Here is an 18,733-nt window from a genome sequence, read left to right on the forward strand (position 1 = left end):
GTCATTTCTTGTGTCCCATCAGATGTCGGGGCGCGGTCACGAGACCGTGGAGGGCGCGGCCAGCCGGGCCTCGCGCAGTCGGCGTCTGTTGATCTTGCCGGCGGCATCCCGGATGGGTTCATCGGCAAATTCCCAGGACCGGGGTCGCTTGTACGCCGAAACTTTCCGGAGGAAGTGCTCCAGAAGTTCCTCTTCCGTGACCGGTTGGGCCACGTGGACGATTACGTGGGGTGCCTGCCCCAGGTCGTCGTGCGGGAGGCCGATGACGGCCACGTCGACCACGGCAGGGTGGTCGCTGAGCGCGCTCTCCAGCTCAGCCGGGTACACGTTGGACCCGCCGACAAGGATCATGTCCGTCTCCCGGTCGGCGATGTAGAGGTATGCGTCCTCATCGACCCGCCCGATATCCCCGAGGGTCCTCCATCCCCCCTCGCCCGGCTCGTCCTGCGCGCCGAGATACTGAAAGCTCGCGCTCCCTCCGGGTGATCCGTTGTTGACCCAGATCAGGCCGGTCTCGCCGACCGGCAGCGGCTTGCCCTCGCGGGAGCGGATCTGCAGCTCGCCCCGGCTCAGCCGGCCGACGGTTCCCGGGTGGTCCAGCCATTCGGACCCGCTCACGGAGAACATGGCCACTGCCTCCGTGCTGGTGTAGATCTCCGCGATCGTCTCCGGGCCGAGCCAGTCGATCCAGGCCCGCTTGACCCATTCGGGGCAGGGAGCACCCATGTGCACCACTCGCCTCAGCGAACTGAGGTCATAACGCTCGCGGGTCTCCGTAGGCAGCTTCGAGATCCTGCTCATCATCGTGGGCACCATGTACAACCAGGTGCCCTTCTCCTGCTCGACCGCGGCCAGGACGTTTTTCGGATCGAACCGTCCGGTCAGGACGACCCGGCCACCCTGCAGGATCGTCTGGACGGCCGCGATGAACGGCCCGTTGTGGCTCAGCGGAGCGGTGACCACGGTGGTCTCGCTCTCACCGATCCCCATTGGCCCGTTCTTGAAGTTCTGACTGGACAGCAACGCCGGCGTCGGAGTCACGATCACCTTCGGACGGCCAGTGCTGCCCCCGGACCCGATCGCCTTCCACGATGGGGACACCACGCTCGGGGCGAGATCGACGTCCTCTGCATCGGAAATGTCGAGGTCCGCCGGTAGGTAGGTGCGTCCCTCGACAGCTTCCAGTTCGCGGCCGATCACCACCACCGGCGCCGCGGCTTCCAGCATCAGCGTCAACTCCGCATCAGACAGCTTGTCGCTCACGGGTAGCGGCACTGCCCCGACCTTCCAAGCACCTACGAGAACACTGAAGAACTCCAGGTCATTGGGCAGGGCGAAGGCGATGACGTCGCCCACCGTGACGCCTCGCCGGATGAACTCTCCGGCCCACCCGTTCGAACCCGACTCAAGGTCGCCGCGGCTCAAGTGGCCCCGCTCCGCCGTCACGGCAATCGCATCCGGCGAGTTCGCCGCCAGTTCACTCAGTCGCATCACAAGCGACTCACCGGTCAATGTCTGCACACCATGCTCCCCTCACAGCCAAGGGCTCTCGTCAGTGGTTCCAGTTCGCCGTCGGCCGGGCGGCTTCAGTCACGACCCGGATCCACGTGACGGCGATCACGCCGGATAGTTGCACGATCGTGCGACTATCGTCAATAGTGGGTCCCACCAGCGCCCCCGGCGGGATGGCGGCGACACCGAAGCACGAATTCTTCAACGAGAGGAATGCCCAGCAATGAGCACCCAGGAAGCGCGTTCGGAATTGTCGGCAGACATTATGGTCGAGCAGACAGAGTCGGTCGTGACCATCACTCTGAATCGCCCGCGGAGCCTCAATTCTGTCGATAGTGAAATGATGACGAAGCTCGCCACTGTGTTGCTCGAAGCCGGAGCTGACGACCGCTGCGGCGCCCTCGTCCTGGCCGGCAACGGTCGTTCCTTCTGCTCGGGGAAGGACATGGGGTCCTCCGCCCCCAGCAGGACCATGGAGGAGAAGATGATGGTCAATCGCACCATGGCCCAGGTCATCCGCGCGCTCAGGGAAATTCCCCAACCGGTCGTGGCCGCAATCCAGGGACACGCCGTCGGCGCTGGCTTCGCCCTGGCGGTGGCAAGCGACCTACGCATCGTGTCTCCAGACGCCCGCTTCATGGCCCCGTTCGTCCGCATCGGGATGACCCCCGGGGACATGGGGTTGTCCTACTTCCTGCCCAGGATCATCGGGGCCGGCCGGGCCACCGAGCTGTTCTACCGGTGCGGAACGATCACAGCGGACGAGGCCGTCTCCTGGGGCCTGGCCGCGGAGGTCTCCGCGGATCCCCGGGCACGGGCCCTTCAGGTGGCCAGAGAGCTCGCCGCCATGCCCCGCGAGTCAATCCTCCAAACCAAAGAGATCCTCAACGCCTCCGCCAGCGCGTCGAACTACCGGGACCATCTCCAGCTCGAACTCAGGTCCCAGGCGATCGGCGGCGAGACTGCATCACATCGCAACGCCATGGAGCAGTTTCGGTCCAGAAAGCCTGCCGACCCTACTGCCTAACGGGTCCCTCAGTTCACCCCGACTCCCCAAACCGCCACCGGCGCCGGATGACCGGTCGGGGAGACCCGCACTCGGCGTCCCGGTTAGCTACACGGCTGTGGCGCGCTCCGCGAGCCCATCGGCAACCGGGATTGTCGACCTACGTCATAGCGCCGCCCATGTCGCGCCCGCGGACGCTCGCTCGTGCCGCTGGAAGTCGACCACGCACACCCGATTTCGCCGCGGGCGCGCCGTGTGCCGAGAGGCGATGACTACGCGATCATGCGGATTCCGTCGACGACGAGGAGGATGCCGAAGAGCACGAACAAGGCGGCGGCGCCCCACTTGGTGATGTGCTCGGGCAGTCGCTTGCCCAGGACCGCCCCGACGCCGATGGGGAGGGCACCGGCGGCGACCATGCCCAGGGTGGAACCGATCCAGGTACCGAGCCAGCCCTCCTGGGTGGCGAGGGTGATGGTGGCAAGCATGGTCTTGTCGCCGAGTTCGGCGAGGAAGAACGCGATGCCGACGGCCAGGATCGCGGCGCCCTGGCTGGTGCGTGCCTTATTGGCCTCGTCTTCGGTGAGCTCGTCACCGCGCAGGGTCCAGGCCGCGAAGCCGAGGAACGCGAGGCCTGCGACGATGGAGATCCATTGCTGGTGGTCGGCGAAGGCGTCTCCGATGAAGTAGCCGATCCCGACTGAGGCCAGGTGCACCAGGGCGGCGGCCGCAGTGATACCGATCAGGACGTCGCGGGCTCGGTAGCGGGCGGCGAAGGTCATCGCCATCAGTTGGCTCTTGTCGCCTAGCTCGGCCACGAAGATCACGGCTGTGCTCAACAGGAAGGCGTACACGGGGATCGTTTCCTCTCGGCGCTGGCCGGAGGAGTGCTGCCCATGTCGGGGAGGCCCCTTCGACCAGGCGCGATGACATAGGTGTCTACGGACTGGTCGAAAGTCTCGTCCGCCATCGAGGTGCTGGCCGGTCGTGCCGGGCCCGTGGGCCAGTGTGTCGACGCGACTGTTGGGGACTACTCCCTTTCGCACCGAGGGGTACGACGAGTCCTCGTCATCTACATGATCTGGCCGGCGTGACCCGATGCGGCATCGCCGGTGCGCGGACGTCGGGTGCCACCTGTCCTCTGTCACGACGTGTTTCTCAATGCGGTAACTGGTACGTCGTCCAGCCCGACGCTGCCTCAGCTCCGGCAGGGAGCCTGAGCTGCACCGGCCTCATCCGTATTTCGGGACGATCGAAGCAGTCCGAACCAAGCAGATTGCCACTTGCCCCGCCCCCACCAGGGGGAACCCGAACGTGCTGCCTTCCGCCGTCTGCACAGGCCGCGCGCCCGTATCGACGAGTTGGGCCGCTGGCCGGCGTAGGTCAGATGACCGTTCGCGCCAAGAGCCCCCAGATCACCAGCGACAGCGATGCTGAGAGCCACTGTTCGCACGACTGGTGTTGCGCGGCGAGTTCGGGATGCGACTCGTAGGCGGCGCGGACCGAGTCCGACGGCTCGGCTTGCGGCTACACGGCGCTGGTCATCAGAAGGGCGTGACTGATGACGACGTAGGCGTCTTCGGCGCTCAGCTCCGGAAGGTCGTCGCGCACCAGCGCCTGAAGCCGCCCCGCCGTCCTTCCCACTGCTTGCTTGTGCTCGACGACGAGCTCGGTCGAGACATTTCGCTCGAGAACAGACGCTTGCGAGCTGATCAAGTCGCACAGCACCGGCCGCGCGGCGAGCGACGTGGAGAGCCACGATGCGACCGCGTCCGCACGCTCGAATGCCGAACCCGTCGCCGTCAGGTGAGCCTCAGAGAGCTGATCGACCCACGAGTCGAGCTCCTTGTTCAGAAGGTGGATGAGGACGGCTTCTCGTGTCTCGAAGTAGCGGAGCACGTTCGACTTGGCCAGGCCCACGCGGCGAGCGAGCTCGTTCAGGCTGATCTGGGCATCCGGCATCTCGGTGAGCATCGCGCTGGCGACCTCGAGGTCCGCCACCTCGACCTCGCCGACCTCGCCTCCGTCCAGGTCTTCGCGGGTCAGCTGATCGCCGACGGTCGTCCGCTCGACCTGCTGCTCAACAACGCCGGCGTGATGATGCCGCCGGTTCGCCACGAGACCAAGGACGGGTTCGAGCTTCAGATCGGCAGCAACTTCCTCGGCCCCTTCGCCCTGACCGTCCGGCTGCTGTCGCTCCTGCTCACGGCTGAGGCGCCCCGTGTGGTCACCATGTCCAGCGGGCAGGCAGCGCGGGGCACGATCCGCTTCGACGACCTCAACTGGGCCAGCGGCTACAAGGCCATCCCGGCGTACGCGCAGTCCAAGCTCGCCGACCTCATGATGAGCCAGCACCTCGCCGAGCTCGCTAGCCAGAACGGGTGGAACCTGCTCTCGACCGCGGCACACCCCGGCAGTTCGCGCACCAACATCAGCTCCTCCGGTCCGACGATGGGCGGACGCCCTCCGGTGCTGCTGACTGTCCTGGGCCGCGTCCTTCCCTCGTCGACGCCGGCCGATGGCGCCCGACCGATGGTCCTCGCCGCCACCGACCCGGAAGCGGAGCAGGGCAGCTACTACGGCCCGAAGTACGGCCTGGTCGGACGCCCCGTAGCCGTCACCCTTCCGAAGACCGCGACCGACAAGCAGGCAGCCGCCCGCCTGTGGACGCTGGCTGAAGAACTCACCGGCGTCACCACTCCGACGCCGAACTGACGAACGCAACCGCCAACCCGGAACGGCTTCGCCCGCGCATCTCCACAGCCAGGGGTCGCGGGCCCGGACCGAGTGAGTGGCGGGCGAGCACACTCGCAGCATCCGGATCTGCGGCCTGCCCGTACGCGCCGAAAGGTGCGTCTATCCGCCGCGTACCGACCGGGTCGCGACATAGCGCCGCGAACGACGCGTCAGCCTCGGAGACTTCCTTCTGTCCCGTGTCCCACAGACCGATCGTCATGTGGGGCTCGACGCGTCCTTGGCGGCGTTCGACGCGGCCGCTTACTGGGAATCGGCAGCCCGTCCAGCGGGACTCGTGGAATCACGTCGTCGACGGTGGGCGGTGCCTACGCTGTGGTGATGGGTGCGGAGCAGATGAGTTTTGCGGCGTCGATCGGCGTCGAGGTCAAGGGCGACGTGTGGAGTTGCGTCGAGATCCCGGGATCTGCGGAGTTCCTCGGCACCGGAAAGACCGTCAGGATCGACGCGCGCATCGATGACGTTGTGCTGGAGAACGTCGGGGCGATGGTCACCGGGGCGGGAGGTCACATGGTGTCCCTCAACGCCAAGGTCCGGAAGGCCCTCGGTAAGGGCATCGGTGACACCGTCGAGGTGACGATCGTCAGGCGATGACACAGTGCCGTCGGGCATATGAGTCCGGCTCTCGCATTCCCATTCGTCTCTCCCCGGCGCCAGCTTTCTGCGCCGGTGATCGCGGACTTCCTGCGACCCTGAGTGCCGGGGCCGCGGCCCCGGCACCCGCCGTACGGATCAGACGACGTTGAGCGTGACGTCGATGTTGCCGCGGGTGGCGTTGGAGTAGGGGCAGACCTGGTGGGCCGCCTCGACGGCCTTCCGGGCGGTCTCGGCGTCGACCTGCGGCAGGCTGACGTCGAGCTCGACAGCGAGCCCGAAGCCGCCGTTGTCGAGGGCGCCGATGTGCACCGACGCCGAGACCGCCGAGTCGGCGACGTTGATCTTCTGCTGACCGCCGATCAGCCGCAGCGCGGAGTGGAAGCAGGCGGCATAGCCGGCAGCGAAGAGCTGCTCGGGGTTGGTGGCTCCGCCGGCCCCGCCCATCTCCTTCGGGATGCGGACGTCGGCCTCGATGAAGCCGTCGTCGGTGAACACGCGTCCGTTGCGGCCGTCTCCGGCGGCGTGGGCGACAGCGGTGTACAGGGTCTTCTCCATGGCAGTCATGTGGACAAGCCTATTGTGCACAATCAAATTGAGCAAGAGTTGGTTGCGAGCTAGACTGACGCCATGCCGCGCCACCCCCAACACGAGCTCGACCTGCAGCTCTGCTTCCCGCTCTACGCGGCCTCCCGCGCCCTCACCCGCGCCTACGGCCCGCTGCTCGCCGAGGCCGGGCTGACCTACCCGCAGTACCTGACCATGTTGGCCCTCTGGTCGAGCGATGCGCCGCCGACCGTGGGTCAGCTCGGCGCCAAGCTGCGTCTCGACTCCGGCACGCTCACCCCGCTCCTCAAGCGCCTCGAGGCCATGGGTCTCCTGACCCGCTTGCGCGACGCCACCGACGAGCGTCGGGTGGTCGTCACCCTCACCGAGGCCGGCGACGCACTTCAGGACGACCTCGCCGACGTGCCGGCCGGGGTGGTGGAGCTTCTCGGCGTCGACCTGGCCCAGGCCCAAGCGCTGCGTGGACTCCTCGACGACATCATCGAGCACCTCGACGCCAACGCCTGACGCCAACGCCTGACGCCGACGCCTGACGCCGGGGGGAGCCAGCGAGGAGGGATCGGATGGCGAAGCACGGATCTAGACTGGTCCGATGCGGCGGGAGGTGCGCTATGCCCATGTCGGCGACCTCAGCATCGCCTACGAGGTCTTGGGCGGTGCCGGTCCCGATCTGCTGTTCGTACCGGGGTTCGTCTCGCATCTCGATCTGGCGTGGCAGGAGCCCTCGTTGGCGCGATTCCTGCGCGGGTTGGCGTCGTTCAGTCGACTGACCTGGTTCGACAAGCGTGGCACCGGGTTGTCGGACCCGTCTGTGGGCCCGGCGACGGTTGAGGACGCTCTGGCAGACATCCGCGCTGTCCTTGATGCCGTCGGGGCCGAGCGCGCGACCCTGTTCGGGGTCGCGGTGGGGGCGGGGTTGTGCACCAGCTTCGCGCTGCGTGAGCCGGAGCGGGTGCGGTCCCTTGTGCTGTGGGCGGCGCACGCCCGGCTGCTCGCCACGCACGACTACCCCGCGGGTTGGACCGAGGAGTTCTACGCCGCCGCGCTCGCGGGCATCGACGCAAGCTGGGCCACGGGTTCCGGCATCGAGGCGATGAACCCCACGGCCGCCGGTGACGAGCGTTTCCGGGACTGGTTCATCCGGCACGCGCGTGCCGCTGCCAGTCCCGCCCAGGCCAGGGAGCTCTTCCACCTGTGCGCCGAGAGCGATCTGCGGCCGATGCTTGGAGAGGTAGATGTACCGACCTTGCTTCTGCACCACACCGATGACCCGTGGCTCTCGGTGGATCACTCCCGCTACGTCGCCGCGAACATCCCGGGCGCACGATTGGTCGAGCTGCCCGGTGTGGACCACTGGCCGTGGATCGGCGATGGCCAGGCGGTGCTGGCTGAGATCCAGGAGTTCGTGACCGGGACCAGACCACGCCGACGCGACCGTCCGGCGTTCGGACCGGAATCGCTGACTCGGCGCGAACGCGAGGTCTGCGGTCTGGCGATGCAGGGCCTGACGGCGCGAGTGATCGGCGAGCGCCTGTCGATCAGCGAACGGACCGCCGAGCGGCACGTGGCAAACGCCTACGCCAAGCTCGGGATCGGATCGCGTGTTGAACTGGTCCGCCGCGCGGGCGAGTTCGGGTTGTAACTGCGTAGCGGTACGGATGTGCCGGGTGCCCGGACCGCGCAACCTGTGGGAATGGACCTGATCGAACGAATCCTGAGAACGACCACTCAACCGGACTTCGGGCCGGAGCGGGTCCGAGACGTGGTCGCAGCGGTCCTGGCCGACCCCACGGACTGGCTCGATCCTCGTCACCAGCACCGCGGCGGCGAGGACTGGATGATGCACAGCCTCTATCGGGCGGCCTCGCTGTCAGTGCTGGCCGTGGTGTTCGGGCCCGGCATCGTGTGTCCGGCCCACGATCACGGCAGTTGGGCCGTGGTGGGTGTGTACCGGGGGAGGGAGCGCGAGACGAGGTACCGCCGCGCCAACCCGCCCCGGGGCCTGGTCGTCGATCGGGTCCTGGTCAGTCCCCGCGGGACGACGGTCGTCGTTCCAAGCGGCACGATCCACACGGTCGAGGCGCTCGACGGGCACGATGCCGTGTCGATCCACGTGTACGGCACCGACATCGTCACCCAACACCGACACGAGTACGACCCTGCCACGGGCGCGGCGAAGATCTTCGCTCCTGACATCCACGGTGACGCATGATCCCGCTCCGACCGGTCGACAGCATCTGCGTGACAACCTTGATCGACAACTCCTCCGACGCCCTGCTCCCCGACCAGGATGACGTGCGGCGCCGTGGCTCTGTCGGTGCGAGTGCCCCGCTGGCAGTCCAGCCGAGCCGGGTGGCGCAGGAGGGGCAGACCCTGGATCTTCTCAGGGCCGAGCACGGGTTCTCCGCCCTCGTCGAGGTGGTGATCGACGGCCACCGTCGGCGGATCCTGTACGACGCCGGGCCCTCGCCCGACGGGCTGGTGGGCAACCTCGACCGGCTCGGCCTGGACCCGACCACGTTCGAGACGATCGTGCTCAGCCACGGCCACTTCGACCACGTGATGGGGCTACAGGGACTGGCTCGTCGCCTCGACGGCCCGACGCCGCTCGTCGTTCACCCGGACGCCTGGCGCCGGCGACGCATCGTCGGCGCAGGTGGCTCTTGCGACCTCCCGACCCCGAGTCGCCGGGCGCTCGAAGGCCTCGGCTACCTCGTCATCGAGGAGCGCGGCCCGTCGTACCTGCTCGAGGGCGCCCTGCTGGTCACGGGACGGGTCGACCGCGAGACCGACTTCGAGCTCGGCATCCCCGGGCAGTACGCCTGGCTCGACGGTGCGTGGGTCGCAGACCCTCTCACCCACGACGACCAGGCCGTGGTGCTGAACCTCCGCGACCGCGGACTCGTCGTGCTCACGGGCTGCGCACATGCCGGCCTCGTCAACACCGTCCGCTTCGCCCAACGGCTCACCGGCATCGCCCGGATCCACGCCGTCCTCGGCGGCCTCCACCTCCGACCTGGACCCACGCTCGCCCCCTCGGTCGCGGCGCTCGTCGAGATCGACCCGGCCGTCGTCGGACCAGCCCACTGCACCTCGTGGGAAGGCCATCACGCGCTGGTCACCTCCCTCGGTCGGGCCTATCGGGCCAACTCGGTCGGCAGCACGTTCACCCTCGGACCGATCGCGCCTGAGCACCCATCCGCCCCCGCACGTCGTAGCGCCCGTCGTTGAGCCCAGTCACGCTGAGCGCGGACGTTCGCCTTTCGCGCGGGTCAGAGTGAGGGGTCGACCAGCACCTTGGTGTCCGGGCTGGTGCCGTCGCCCAGGGCGGACAACGCGGACTCGAGGTCGCCCAGACCGATGGTGTTGGTGTGCAGCACGTCGACACTGACCGCCCCCGAAGCAACCGCCGCCATCGCGCCGACGAAGTCGTCGTGGGTATAGGCCAACGACCCGATCACGGTGAGTTGTCGGCTCTGCCAGTCCCCGTAGCTGACCTCGGAGGCGGTCATCGGGTACCCGAGCAGGGACAGGGTGCCGCCGCGGCGAACCATCTCGGCCGAGGCCTGCAGGAGGCCGGCCGCCCCGGTGCACTCGTAGAGCACATCCGCTCCGAGGCCGGAGGAAACATTGTCGAGGTGGGCCTTGAACTCGTCACCCGGAGTGAAAACGGCGGTGAACCCCAGCTCGGCGGCCACGGCACGGCGATTCTCATTGGGTTCGACGACGATCACCTCCCGGGCACCGGCGTGGCGGGCGTGCTGGGCGGTCAACAGTCCGATCGGGCCGGCACCCTGGACCACCACGAGAGCACCGAGGCGCTGCTGCGTCCGGCGCACGGCGTGAAAGGTGACCGCGGTGGGTTCGATGAGTCCGGCCTGCTCGTCGGTGAGGGCGTCGAGCACTCGCTGAACCCGCCGTTCATCGACGACGACGGTCTGGGCGAAGGCACCGTGGGCCGGCGCCGCTGGGTCAACGCCGTTTGCCTCGGCGAAGACGAGGTCGCACATCTCCGCGAACCCCGCTGCGCAGGAGGCGCAGCTGCCGCAAGCGATCCCGACACTGGCGATCACCCGCTGACCCACCTCGACCGTGGAGACCGACGTGCCGACCGCGGTGACGGTGCCGGTCCACTCGTGGCCGAACACGGCCGGCGGAAGGAACTGTGGGGACTGGTACCCGTGCACGTCGGTGCCGCAGATGCCGACGTACCGGATCTTGACGACCACCTGATTGGGTGCGGGCTCCGGGACGGCTTCCTCACTGATCGTCAGGGTGTTGGGGTCGGTCACGTGCGCATAGCGAGAGCCCGTCATGCCTCCACCCTATGTGGGGCCGCTGGGGGCTGCGTCCCTACTGGTCGGCCGGTGTCTTCGTCGACCCGGTGGTCGCGACCCAGGACGCGAGCATGGCGAGTGCGTCGGCGGTCGGCGTACCGGCGGCGGCGGTGTAGACGTTGAGCGCCAGCCCGGGCTCGGAGGGCAGTTCGAGGGCTTCGAAGTCGAGGTCGAGGCGGCCCACGACGGGGTGCTGGATGCGCTTGCGGCCGCTGCGGTGGTAGCGCACGTCCTGGCTGGCCCACTGGCGGCGGAACTCCTCGCTGCGGGTGGAGAGCTCCCCGACGAGTTCGATCAGGGCCTTGTCGTGCGGGTTGCGACCGGCCTCCAGCCGGAGCATCGCGGCGGCGTCCTTGGCGATCTGGTCGTAGTCGATGAACATCTCCCGGGCGGCCTCGGGGTAGAGGTAGACGAACCGGGTGGTGTTGGCCGGGCGGCGGTCGTCGGCGTCCAGGACGGGGGCGTAGAGGGCTGCGGCGAGCGGGTTCATCGCCAGGATGTCGTGGCGGCCGTTGCGGATCCACGCGGGGGCGTCGGTGATCGCGTCCAGCAGTTGCTGGATCGGCGGTCGGACCGTGGTCGGCGGTGTTTTCCTCCGTCGGTGACTCGTTCCGGATTCCCTGGCCAAGGCGTAGAGGTGGTCCCGCTCGGCGTCGTCGAGCTTGAGCGCCGAGGCCAGCGCGTCGAGCACCGACTCGGACGCGCCGGCGAGACTGCCGCGCTCCATCCGGACGTAGTAGTCGACCGAGACCCCGGCCAGCATCGCGACCTCCTCGCGGCGCAGGCCCTGGACCCGCCGGTTCCCGCCGTACGCCGGGAGGCCGGCCTGCTCGGGAGTGATCCGGGCCCGCCGGGTGGAGAGGAACTCCTTGATCTCAGCACGCAGGTCCATACCTCCGTGGCCCGGGACTGGGGTGTTGCTGGTCATGCTTCCACGGTAGGTCGGGAACCTCCGCTGAGGCAGGCACTGGCAGTACCCGGAACGAGCGACACTCCCGCAGGCCCGCGCAAGCGGGTCTGATGGATGTCATGAAAGCAACCCTGATGTACGGCGCCGGCGACGTTCGTGTCGAGACCGTGCCCGATCCGGTCATCAAGCAGCCCACCGATGCGATCGTGCGGGTGGTCCGCTCCTGCATCTGCGGCTCCGACCTGCACCCCTATCACTCCATGCCCACCAGCACCCTCGGCTCCCCGATGGGTCACGAGGTCATCGCCGTCGTCGAGGAGACCGGCAGCGAGGTCACCGGACTGAGCAAGGGCGACTTCGTCGTCGCACCGTTCGCCTTCGCCGACAACACCTGCACCCTGTGCCGCGAGGGCTTCCACACCGCCTGTCCCAACGGCGGCTTCTACGGGAGCGAGGAGACCGGTGGCCTCCAGGCGCAATGGGCCCGGATCCCGCAGGCCTCCGGCAGCCTGGTCAAGGTCCCAGACGTGAACCCCGACAGCGCAGACGAGGGTCTGCTGGCCTCGCTGCTCACCCTCTCCGACGTCTACCTCACCGGCTACCACGCGGCCCACATGGCCGACATCAAGCCCGGCCAGAGCGTCACCGTCGTGGGTGACGGCGCGGTCGGTCTCTCCGCGGTGCTGGCCGCCAAGCAGATGGGCGCCGAGCAGATCATCCTGATGGGCCGCCACCAGGCCCGCACCGACCTCGGCCGTGAGTTCGGAGCCACCGACGTGGTCGCCGAACGCGGCGCCGAGGGCGTCGCGAAGGTCATGGACCTCACCGACGGGTTCGGTTCGCACGCCGTGCTGGAGGCCGTGGGTCACATGCCCGCCTACGAGCAGTCCTACGGCGTGGTCCGCCCCGGCGGCATCATCAGCCGCGTCGGGGTCCCGCAGTACGAAGAGGCTCCGGTCGGGTTCGGTTCCCTGTTCGGGAAGAACGCCCGCCTCGCCGGCGGCCCCGCGCCGGTCCGTGCCTACCTCGAGGAGGCCATCACCCAGGTGCTGGCCGGGGAGATCGACCCCGGCAAGGTCTTCGACCGCACCGTGTCGATCGACGAGGTCCCGGCAGGGTACGTCGCCATGGACGACCGCGAGGCGCTCAAGGTCATGGTCACCCCGTGACGAGCACCCACAGCGACCACGACGCGACGTCCCCCGTCCGCTGCGCCCGCCCCAACGGCCCGGCGGCCGGGGGAGCGGGCCGGCACAACGACCACGTCGCCCATCGAGCGCCCCGGCGAGCGCCAGCTCGGGCCCGGCAGTGGCGTCGTACCGCCCTGGCCGACGCCTTCGGCCACGGCAGAGCCCACTCCGCCCACATCGAGGAACCCACCAACACCATCACCCGCAACCACGAGATCGAGGTCTGACATGGAGATCCTTCCCCGCACGGAGACGATCAAGAATCCCGCGACCCAGTTCACCGGGGACGTATGGCTCGACGTCATCGCGGCCCCCCGCGAACCGGGCCAGCGGATGTTCGTCGGCAGGGTCCGCTTCGCGCCCGGCGCCCGGACGGCCTGGCACTCCCACGCGCTGGGGCAGACCCTCCACGTCACCCAGGGCATCGCCTGGATGGGCACCCGCGACGGATCCAAGATCGTCGCCCATGCCGGAGAGACGATCTACTGCCCGGCCGGCGAGGACCACTGGCACGGCGCCGCGCCGGACTCCTTCATGGAGCACCTCGCCATGATCGACCACGCCGATGACCCCGCCACCTCGACCACCTGGCTCGAACACGTCACCGACGAGCACTACCTCGGCTGAGCAGCACCGGCCACCCGGGCCGGCGCGGCCCGCGCGCAGCCAGATCGGGAACCTTCGCCCGGACACGGCACCGGGATAGCGCGCCGGGCTGGAAGTGGCTAGCGTCGGTCGCGGCGAGCGAGGGGGGCGGATGGGCATTGGTCGCAGTTCCACGAGTGGTGTGCTGGTCGCGACCTGTCTGTCCACCCTGGTGGTCAACGCCAACACCTCTGCGGTGAGCATCCTCCTGCCGGCGATCAGCGCGGACACCGGCATGGGGGTCGAAACGCTCCAGTGGGCGGTGACCGGCTACTCGTTGGTCGGCGCGGCGGTGATCATCACCTCGGGGTCGCTCGGAGACGTGTTCGGCCGCAAGCGGATCTTCCAGCTCGGGCTGCTGCTCTTCGTGCTCTCGTGCGTCCTCATCGCGCTCGCCGAGAGCGGTGGGATGGTCATCGCCGGCCGGGTCGTGCAAGGCGCCGCCGGATCGACGATCCTGGCGTGCGGACTGAGCCTGCTGACGGTGGCGACCTCGGGCGACCAGCAACTGAGGTTCGTATCGCTGTGGGGAGCCGCAGCCGCGGTCGGCGCGGCGGCGGGGCCGCTGCTCGGCGGCGTCCTCGTCGACCTGACCGGCTGGCAGGGCCTGTTCTGGATCGACGCGGGTGTGGCCGTCGTCTGCATGGTGCTGACCTACACGGCGATAGCGGAGTCGCGCGATGAAGGCCGGCCGCGATCCATCGACTACCTCGGTACGGCGCTCGTCGCGCTGACCCTGGTGCCGCTCATCTACGGTTTCACCAAGAGCGGCGACTGGGGCTGGCTCTCGGCAGCGACGCTGGGCTGCTTCGCGGCATCGATCGTCGCCGGGGTGCTGTTCGTGATCACCGAGAGGCGGGTCGCCGTGCCGCTGCTCGACCTGTCCCTGCTGCGCAATCGGATCCTGGTCGGCGCCACCGTCTGCATCCTCATCGGCGCGGGCACGATCAACGGCCTGATGTATCTGCTCAGCCTCTACTTCCAGGACCCGGCGACGCTCGGCTTCACCCCTCTCCAGGCCGGCATCGCGACCCTTCCCGCCACCGTCGGCCTGGTCGTCGTCGCGCCGCTGGTCCCGAAGCTGACCAACCGGATGGGCGCGCGTCAGGTGATCGGGTTCGGCTTCGTCCTGATGGCCGCTGGGTTCGCCGGCATCGGGATCGTGGACGCGTCGTGGGCCTACGCGGCGTTCCTGCTGCCGATCCTGGCCATCGCGGTCGGGATGGGCCTCTCCAACGGCCCGTCCTCGTCCGCGGCGACCTCGTGCGTGCCCCAGAAGCAGGTGGGGGAGGCCTCCGGCGTGTCCAACATGGCGCGATACGTCGGTGCCGCGGTCGCCACCGCGCTGGCGGCGAGCATCTACGCCGGTGTCCAGACCAACCGGCTCGAGGACGGCGCGGACCCCGCGGAGGCGCTCGCGGCCGGGCTCGGCGCGGCCTCGTGGCTGATGGTCGTCCTCAGCGCACTCGGCATCCTGCTGGCGGTGGTCGCCATCCGCCGCCAGCGGGCCGCGACCGCGGGGGCACTGGACGCCGCCGCCTCGGCCTCGGCCCACCTGCACACGCTCCCGACGAGTACGACGGGGCTGCCGCGGACCTCAACGAGCGCGGAGGGACCGAGATGAGGTCTGTTGTGCCACTGCGGTGAGCAGGTCCCCCCGGGTCGGGCCCTGCTGCGGGTAGCGCGCGCTGCCGAGGTGGGGTCGGAGGTGGGCCATCACGGTAGCATCGGCGAGCGCCTCGGGCGGTGTGGCAAGCATCCCCGAGATGCGCCCTGCCGCGCGGGCGAGCACGGGGTCCGCGGCCGCGCCGGACAGCAGTGCCGTCGTCACCGCCCAGGTCGGGTCCTCGGTCAGGTACGGCGTGCCGGCCAGGTCTGCGGTGAGTTCGCCGAGTCGATGGCGATCGAAGCGGGTCGTCGCCTCGACCCACGGCCGCACCCGGGCGGCGGTGGCTTCCTCGAACGCGGTGACGACGTCGGTGGGGTCCCGGGGAGCCTCGGCCAGCGTGTCGCGCAGTGCGATCGCGTGGATCGCCCCGATCGTCGCGCCCCGTCCGAGTGACGGGTTGGTCGCCGCGGCGCTGTCCCCGACCGCCACGATCCCGGTCGCGACCGGGACGCCGTCGCGCAGGTAGCTGCGGCGTACGTCCTCGAGTCCGGCCAGCGGCAGGACGTCTGTGACCGGGTCGCCCGCGGCGACCCATGCCGCCGCGGTCGGGCTGCACCGGGCGGCGGCGAGCCAGGCGTCGGGGTCGCGGAGTGCGCGGAGCGCCCGGTCCTGTGAGCTGGCCAGCAGCACCACGCAGAAGACATCGTTGTCGCACGGCAGCGTGAGGACCGACAAGGACGGCTGGTGGGTCAACACCGGGCCCGCGCCCCGGGGCGGCCCGGCCGGACTGCGGAAGTAGCGGCTGAAGTAGACGAAACCGCAAGGTTCCCGCTCTTCCGCCGGCGGTGGCCCGCCGATCTGAGCGATCCAGCCCGGCAGCGGCGTCCGGCGTCCGGCCGCGTCGACCACCAGGTCGGCGGGCAGTTCCCCGGCTGTGGTGCGCAGCCCGCACACGCGCGGGAGGGTGGAGCCGTAGTCGACCACCAGGCCGGTCGCCCGGGCGCCTCGGTGCACGATCAGGCCGGGTTGGGACTGCGCCATCCGCGCCAGCGCCGCCTCCAGGAGGGGACGGCGGGCGGTGAGGGTGTCGAACCGCTCATCGCCCGGTTGCCAGCCATGGGTGGCAGCGTCGGGCTGCAGGTGGAGCAGGTTGGTCCGGGTGGCCCCGTAGGACAGCAGGTCGTCGCGAAGCTCCGGTAGTTCGCGGTCGATCTCCTGGCGCCAGCGCGGCAGCATCAGGTGGGGCTGGTGGAACTGGTTGACGCCCGGTCGCTGCCAGGCCTCCCAGGCGGACTCCGCGTCCTCGGTCGCTCCGGGCGCCGGCACCGGTGCGGGGTCGCGGTCCAGCAGCGTCACCCGGTGACCGCCTCGGGCCAGGAGGATTGAGACGGTGAGCCCGGTGAGCCCGGCTCCGATGACGACGACGCGCTGGGCTTGCTGAACGGTCATGGCTCTCTCCTCGGTCGGTGGGGGTCCCACGCTCGCGCCGACCGCTGGCCACCTACCAGGCCAGCCACTGCTCAACTGCTGCTCAGTCCGACCGCACCGGTGGCCGGCGTACGCCGATCTCGACAGCCCAGAGCAGCTCGATGAGTCGTTCCTGGGCACGGGCCAGGTGGCGGCGGTAGGTGCTGAACGGAAGGTCCAGCAGCTCCGCGGCCGCCTCCTGCGTCGGGGCACCCTTGAGATAGGTCCGCTCGAGCACAGTGCGGTGGTCCGCGCCGCGCGGCTCGCGTTGGAGGTCGGCGATGGTGCCGATCAGGACCTGCACGAGCTGCTCGACCGGCGCGGGTGCCGTGGCCTCGACGAGGGCGGTGCCGGTCAGCGGGGAGACGGCGAGCCGGTCGGGTTGCCGGAGGTCGGTCAGCGCGTCGCGGACGGCGGCCGCGAAGGCGTCGTGCCCCAGGGGCGCCGGGCGAAGCATCGAGGCCGGCGGCGGCCCTGTCTCACCGCTCAGCTCGCGCCGCGCCATGAGTTCGAAGAACTCGGTGGCGGGGAAGCGTCGCCGATCCCACCCGTAGCCGACGACCGGCGTACCGAAGTGGTCCACCGAGAACATCGCCTCCATCCCGAGATACTCGAAATAGGCTCCGTAGAGGTCGGGCGTGAGGCTGGCGATGAAGGTCCAGGCGGCCGGTTCCAATGCCCACTCCAGGATGCACGAGACGCCGTTGACCAGGAGCACCAGCGGATCGCGCTGGTAGGCCTCGGAGGCGCCGGCGAACCGATTGATGTTGATCCGCTCTCCCGGTCGCAGTGGAGCGCGCTCCTGGACGACGCGGAGGATCTCCGCGGCCACCGGGTCGTCCTCGGCCAAGGGGTCGCCGGGGGAGAGGTACACCTGCAGCGCGAAGGCGAGTACGCCGGCCTCGGAACGCATCCGGTACAGGACCCGGGATCGGGTGTGCAGCCAGCGCTCTGCGAGGGCGGCCGCCTCCGGACCCTCGGCCTGCGCCACCAGGCCCAGGATCTCCTCGTGCTCCTCCGGTCCGGCGCGGCCGATGGGGATGAGGCCGCCGTCGCGCAACGTGGCCGTCTCCTCCGAGAGGGGTCCTTTCCGGTGCAGCATCAAGATCTCGGTGGCCGACCGGTCTGGGTGGACCGCGCGGGGGTCGACCAGCCGTTGCAGGAAGTACTCCTTGATCCGCCGGTGCAGGTCGGCGTAGGCATCGGGCGCGCGGTGGGCGAACTCTGCCTCGAACACCTCCCGCACCACGTCGTGCAGGAACAGGCCGATCGCCCCACGGCGTACGTAGGGGCGGGACTCCAGCCAGCCCCACACCTCCTCCGCACGCGCCCCGACGGTGTGCTCGAGGAGGTCGTAGGTCATCCGGGTGGCGTGCGCGCAGGTGGCCAGGCCGGCGCGGTGCGCCGCGTCGGGTACGTCGTCGACGATGACCTGGCACAGGCGGGTGACCACGTCGGGTGCCTCGGACAGGTGCGTGGGTGCCGACCCGCCCGCGGCCGCCTCGGCCAGCATCGCGAGGGCGAGCGGGTGGCCGCGCCCGAGTCTGGCGAGACCTTCGCGCTCTCGTGCCGGGACCTCCGACCTGGCGAGCAGGTCGGCGCTCTGCGCCGGATCGAGGCCGTCGAGGTGGTGGACCCTGGACAACTGCCGCCAGCCCGGGTCGAGCAGCCACGCCCGGGGCGGTGCCGCGCGTCCCGCCAGGACGGTGACCCCGTCCGCCGGACGTGACGGGACGAGCAGTTCGCGGAACCAGCCGTCCAACGGCTCGAGCAACTCATAGCCGTCGACGAGCAGAACATCCGGTGGCGGCGTGCCGATGGCCTCGGCCACCGCCTGCGTCGAACAGACCAGATCCCGCGCGTCGAGGTAGGACACACTGCGGCCGTCTCGAACGGCCACTCGCGCCATCGCCTCCAGCAGGGTCGTCTTGCCGATCCCGCCCGGGCCGTGCACGAAGTGCAGACGAACACCGTTCGTCCCGCGGGCCGAGCCGGTGAACGCCGCGAGCTCCTCGGTACGGCCGACGAAGCCGCGCTCCCGCGCCTCGTCGAGGAGTCCGCGCAGCAGGCCCCTCCGGTCGTCCGCGGCGGGTGCCGCCGGCCCCCTGCCCGACATCCTTCGAGCGTAATCCCTTCGGCTGG

Annotated in this window: 19 protein-coding genes; 11 read left to right on the forward strand and 8 right to left on the reverse strand. The window is 69.5% G+C overall.

The window, feature by feature from the left end; all coding sequences use genetic code 11:
* Window positions 1-36 precede the first annotated feature (36 nt).
* Window positions 37-1,521 (reverse strand): AMP-binding protein, encoded by a 1,485-nt coding sequence (locus tag G515_RS0110435; RefSeq protein WP_051218209.1) that lies wholly within the window; start codon window positions 1,519-1,521, stop codon window positions 37-39.
* 214 nt (window positions 1,522-1,735) lie between these two features.
* Between G515_RS0110435 and G515_RS0110440 the strand changes: the two genes are divergently transcribed.
* Window positions 1,736-2,539 (forward strand): enoyl-CoA hydratase/isomerase family protein, encoded by an 804-nt coding sequence (locus tag G515_RS0110440; RefSeq protein ID WP_036555371.1) that lies wholly within the window; start codon window positions 1,736-1,738, stop codon window positions 2,537-2,539.
* Between the two features lie 251 nt (window positions 2,540-2,790).
* Here the strand turns inward: G515_RS0110440 and G515_RS0110445 are convergent, their stop codons facing one another.
* Both G515_RS0110445 and G515_RS23635 read right to left on the reverse strand, forming a co-directional pair.
* A complete protein-coding gene (locus G515_RS0110445) occupies window positions 2,791-3,357 on the reverse strand; it encodes a TMEM165/GDT1 family protein (RefSeq protein WP_245565339.1) in 567 nt (188 codons plus the stop codon).
* 688 nt (window positions 3,358-4,045) lie between these two features.
* Entirely contained in the window at window positions 4,046-4,492 is a 447-nt protein-coding gene (locus G515_RS23635; RefSeq protein ID WP_342662866.1) for a TetR/AcrR family transcriptional regulator, read from the reverse strand.
* Between G515_RS23635 and G515_RS23075 the strand changes: the two genes are divergently transcribed.
* Window positions 4,376-5,233: an SDR family NAD(P)-dependent oxidoreductase gene (locus G515_RS23075; RefSeq protein WP_211221012.1), complete on the forward strand. Its 858-nt coding sequence runs from the start codon at window positions 4,376-4,378 to the stop codon at window positions 5,231-5,233. The two genes, G515_RS23635 and G515_RS23075, sit on opposite strands and share 117 nt — an antisense overlap.
* A 360-nt stretch (window positions 5,234-5,593) precedes the next feature.
* Window positions 5,594-5,866 (forward strand): DUF1905 domain-containing protein, encoded by a 273-nt coding sequence (locus G515_RS0110460; RefSeq protein ID WP_028660094.1) that lies wholly within the window; start codon window positions 5,594-5,596, stop codon window positions 5,864-5,866.
* A 138-nt stretch (window positions 5,867-6,004) separates the two neighbouring features.
* Here the strand turns inward: G515_RS0110460 and G515_RS0110465 are convergent, their stop codons facing one another.
* The gene (locus tag G515_RS0110465) at window positions 6,005-6,424 is read right to left on the reverse strand and encodes an organic hydroperoxide resistance protein (protein ID WP_028660095.1); all 420 of its coding nucleotides are present in this window, start codon (window positions 6,422-6,424) and stop codon (window positions 6,005-6,007) included.
* A gap of 72 nt (window positions 6,425-6,496) precedes the next feature.
* On the opposite strand from G515_RS0110465, the gene G515_RS0110470 reads away from it, so the two are divergent.
* From G515_RS0110470 to G515_RS20785, 4 genes are all read left to right on the forward strand, one after another.
* Window positions 6,497-6,940 (forward strand): MarR family winged helix-turn-helix transcriptional regulator, encoded by a 444-nt coding sequence (locus tag G515_RS0110470; RefSeq protein WP_028660096.1) that lies wholly within the window; start codon window positions 6,497-6,499, stop codon window positions 6,938-6,940.
* A gap of 85 nt (window positions 6,941-7,025) precedes the next feature.
* Window positions 7,026-8,075 carry an alpha/beta fold hydrolase gene (locus tag G515_RS0110475; protein ID WP_028660097.1) on the forward strand — a complete coding sequence of 350 codons (1,050 nt, stop codon included), beginning with the start codon at window positions 7,026-7,028 and terminating at the stop codon, window positions 8,073-8,075.
* A gap of 51 nt (window positions 8,076-8,126) precedes the next feature.
* Window positions 8,127-8,645: a cysteine dioxygenase family protein gene (locus tag G515_RS0110480; protein ID WP_051218213.1), complete on the forward strand. Its 519-nt coding sequence runs from the start codon at window positions 8,127-8,129 to the stop codon at window positions 8,643-8,645.
* A 29-nt stretch (window positions 8,646-8,674) separates the two neighbouring features.
* Window positions 8,675-9,664 carry an MBL fold metallo-hydrolase gene (locus tag G515_RS20785; RefSeq protein ID WP_211221013.1) on the forward strand — a complete coding sequence of 330 codons (990 nt, stop codon included), beginning with the start codon at window positions 8,675-8,677 and terminating at the stop codon, window positions 9,662-9,664.
* Window positions 9,665-9,705: 41 nt separating this feature from the next.
* On the opposite strand, the gene G515_RS0110490 is transcribed toward G515_RS20785, so the two are convergent.
* Window positions 9,706-10,749 carry a zinc-dependent alcohol dehydrogenase gene (locus G515_RS0110490; RefSeq protein ID WP_028660099.1) on the reverse strand — a complete coding sequence of 348 codons (1,044 nt, stop codon included), beginning with the start codon at window positions 10,747-10,749 and terminating at the stop codon, window positions 9,706-9,708.
* Between the two features lie 37 nt (window positions 10,750-10,786).
* Window positions 10,787-11,698 carry a helix-turn-helix transcriptional regulator gene (locus G515_RS0110495; RefSeq protein WP_245565341.1) on the reverse strand — a complete coding sequence of 304 codons (912 nt, stop codon included), beginning with the start codon at window positions 11,696-11,698 and terminating at the stop codon, window positions 10,787-10,789.
* Window positions 11,699-11,790: 92 nt separating this feature from the next.
* On the opposite strand from G515_RS0110495, the gene G515_RS0110500 reads away from it, so the two are divergent.
* The 4 genes from G515_RS0110500 to G515_RS20790 all read left to right on the forward strand — a co-directional run bounded on the left by G515_RS0110500 (window position 11,791) and on the right by G515_RS20790 (window position 15,139).
* The gene (locus G515_RS0110500) at window positions 11,791-12,849 is read left to right on the forward strand and encodes a zinc-binding dehydrogenase (protein WP_342662867.1); all 1,059 of its coding nucleotides are present in this window, start codon (window positions 11,791-11,793) and stop codon (window positions 12,847-12,849) included.
* Window positions 12,846-13,097: a hypothetical protein gene (locus G515_RS0110505; protein ID WP_028660102.1), complete on the forward strand. Its 252-nt coding sequence runs from the start codon at window positions 12,846-12,848 to the stop codon at window positions 13,095-13,097. The genes G515_RS0110500 and G515_RS0110505 overlap by 4 nt, the downstream gene beginning before the upstream one ends.
* 1 nt (window position 13,098) lies before the next feature.
* The gene (locus G515_RS0110510; RefSeq protein ID WP_028660103.1) at window positions 13,099-13,497 is read left to right on the forward strand and encodes a (R)-mandelonitrile lyase; all 399 of its coding nucleotides are present in this window, start codon (window positions 13,099-13,101) and stop codon (window positions 13,495-13,497) included.
* Window positions 13,498-13,627: 130 nt separating this feature from the next.
* The gene (locus G515_RS20790) at window positions 13,628-15,139 is read left to right on the forward strand and encodes an MFS transporter (RefSeq protein ID WP_036555377.1); all 1,512 of its coding nucleotides are present in this window, start codon (window positions 13,628-13,630) and stop codon (window positions 15,137-15,139) included.
* Here G515_RS20790 and G515_RS20795 read toward each other — a convergent pair.
* Both G515_RS20795 and G515_RS0110525 read right to left on the reverse strand, forming a co-directional pair.
* Complete coding sequence (locus G515_RS20795) at window positions 15,113-16,573, reverse strand: FAD-dependent oxidoreductase (protein ID WP_051218217.1); 1,461 nt, start codon at window positions 16,571-16,573, stop codon at window positions 15,113-15,115. The genes G515_RS20790 and G515_RS20795 overlap by 27 nt on opposite strands.
* 82 nt (window positions 16,574-16,655) lie before the next feature.
* Window positions 16,656-18,707, reverse strand: a complete 2,052-nt coding sequence (locus G515_RS0110525; protein ID WP_051218221.1) for an ATP-binding protein — start codon at window positions 18,705-18,707, stop codon at window positions 16,656-16,658.
* Between the last annotated feature and the right edge of the window lie 26 nt (window positions 18,708-18,733).

It is taken from the genome of Nocardioides insulae DSM 17944 (assembly GCF_000422825.1).
Lineage (GTDB): Bacteria > Actinomycetota > Actinomycetes > Propionibacteriales > Nocardioidaceae > Nocardioides > Nocardioides insulae.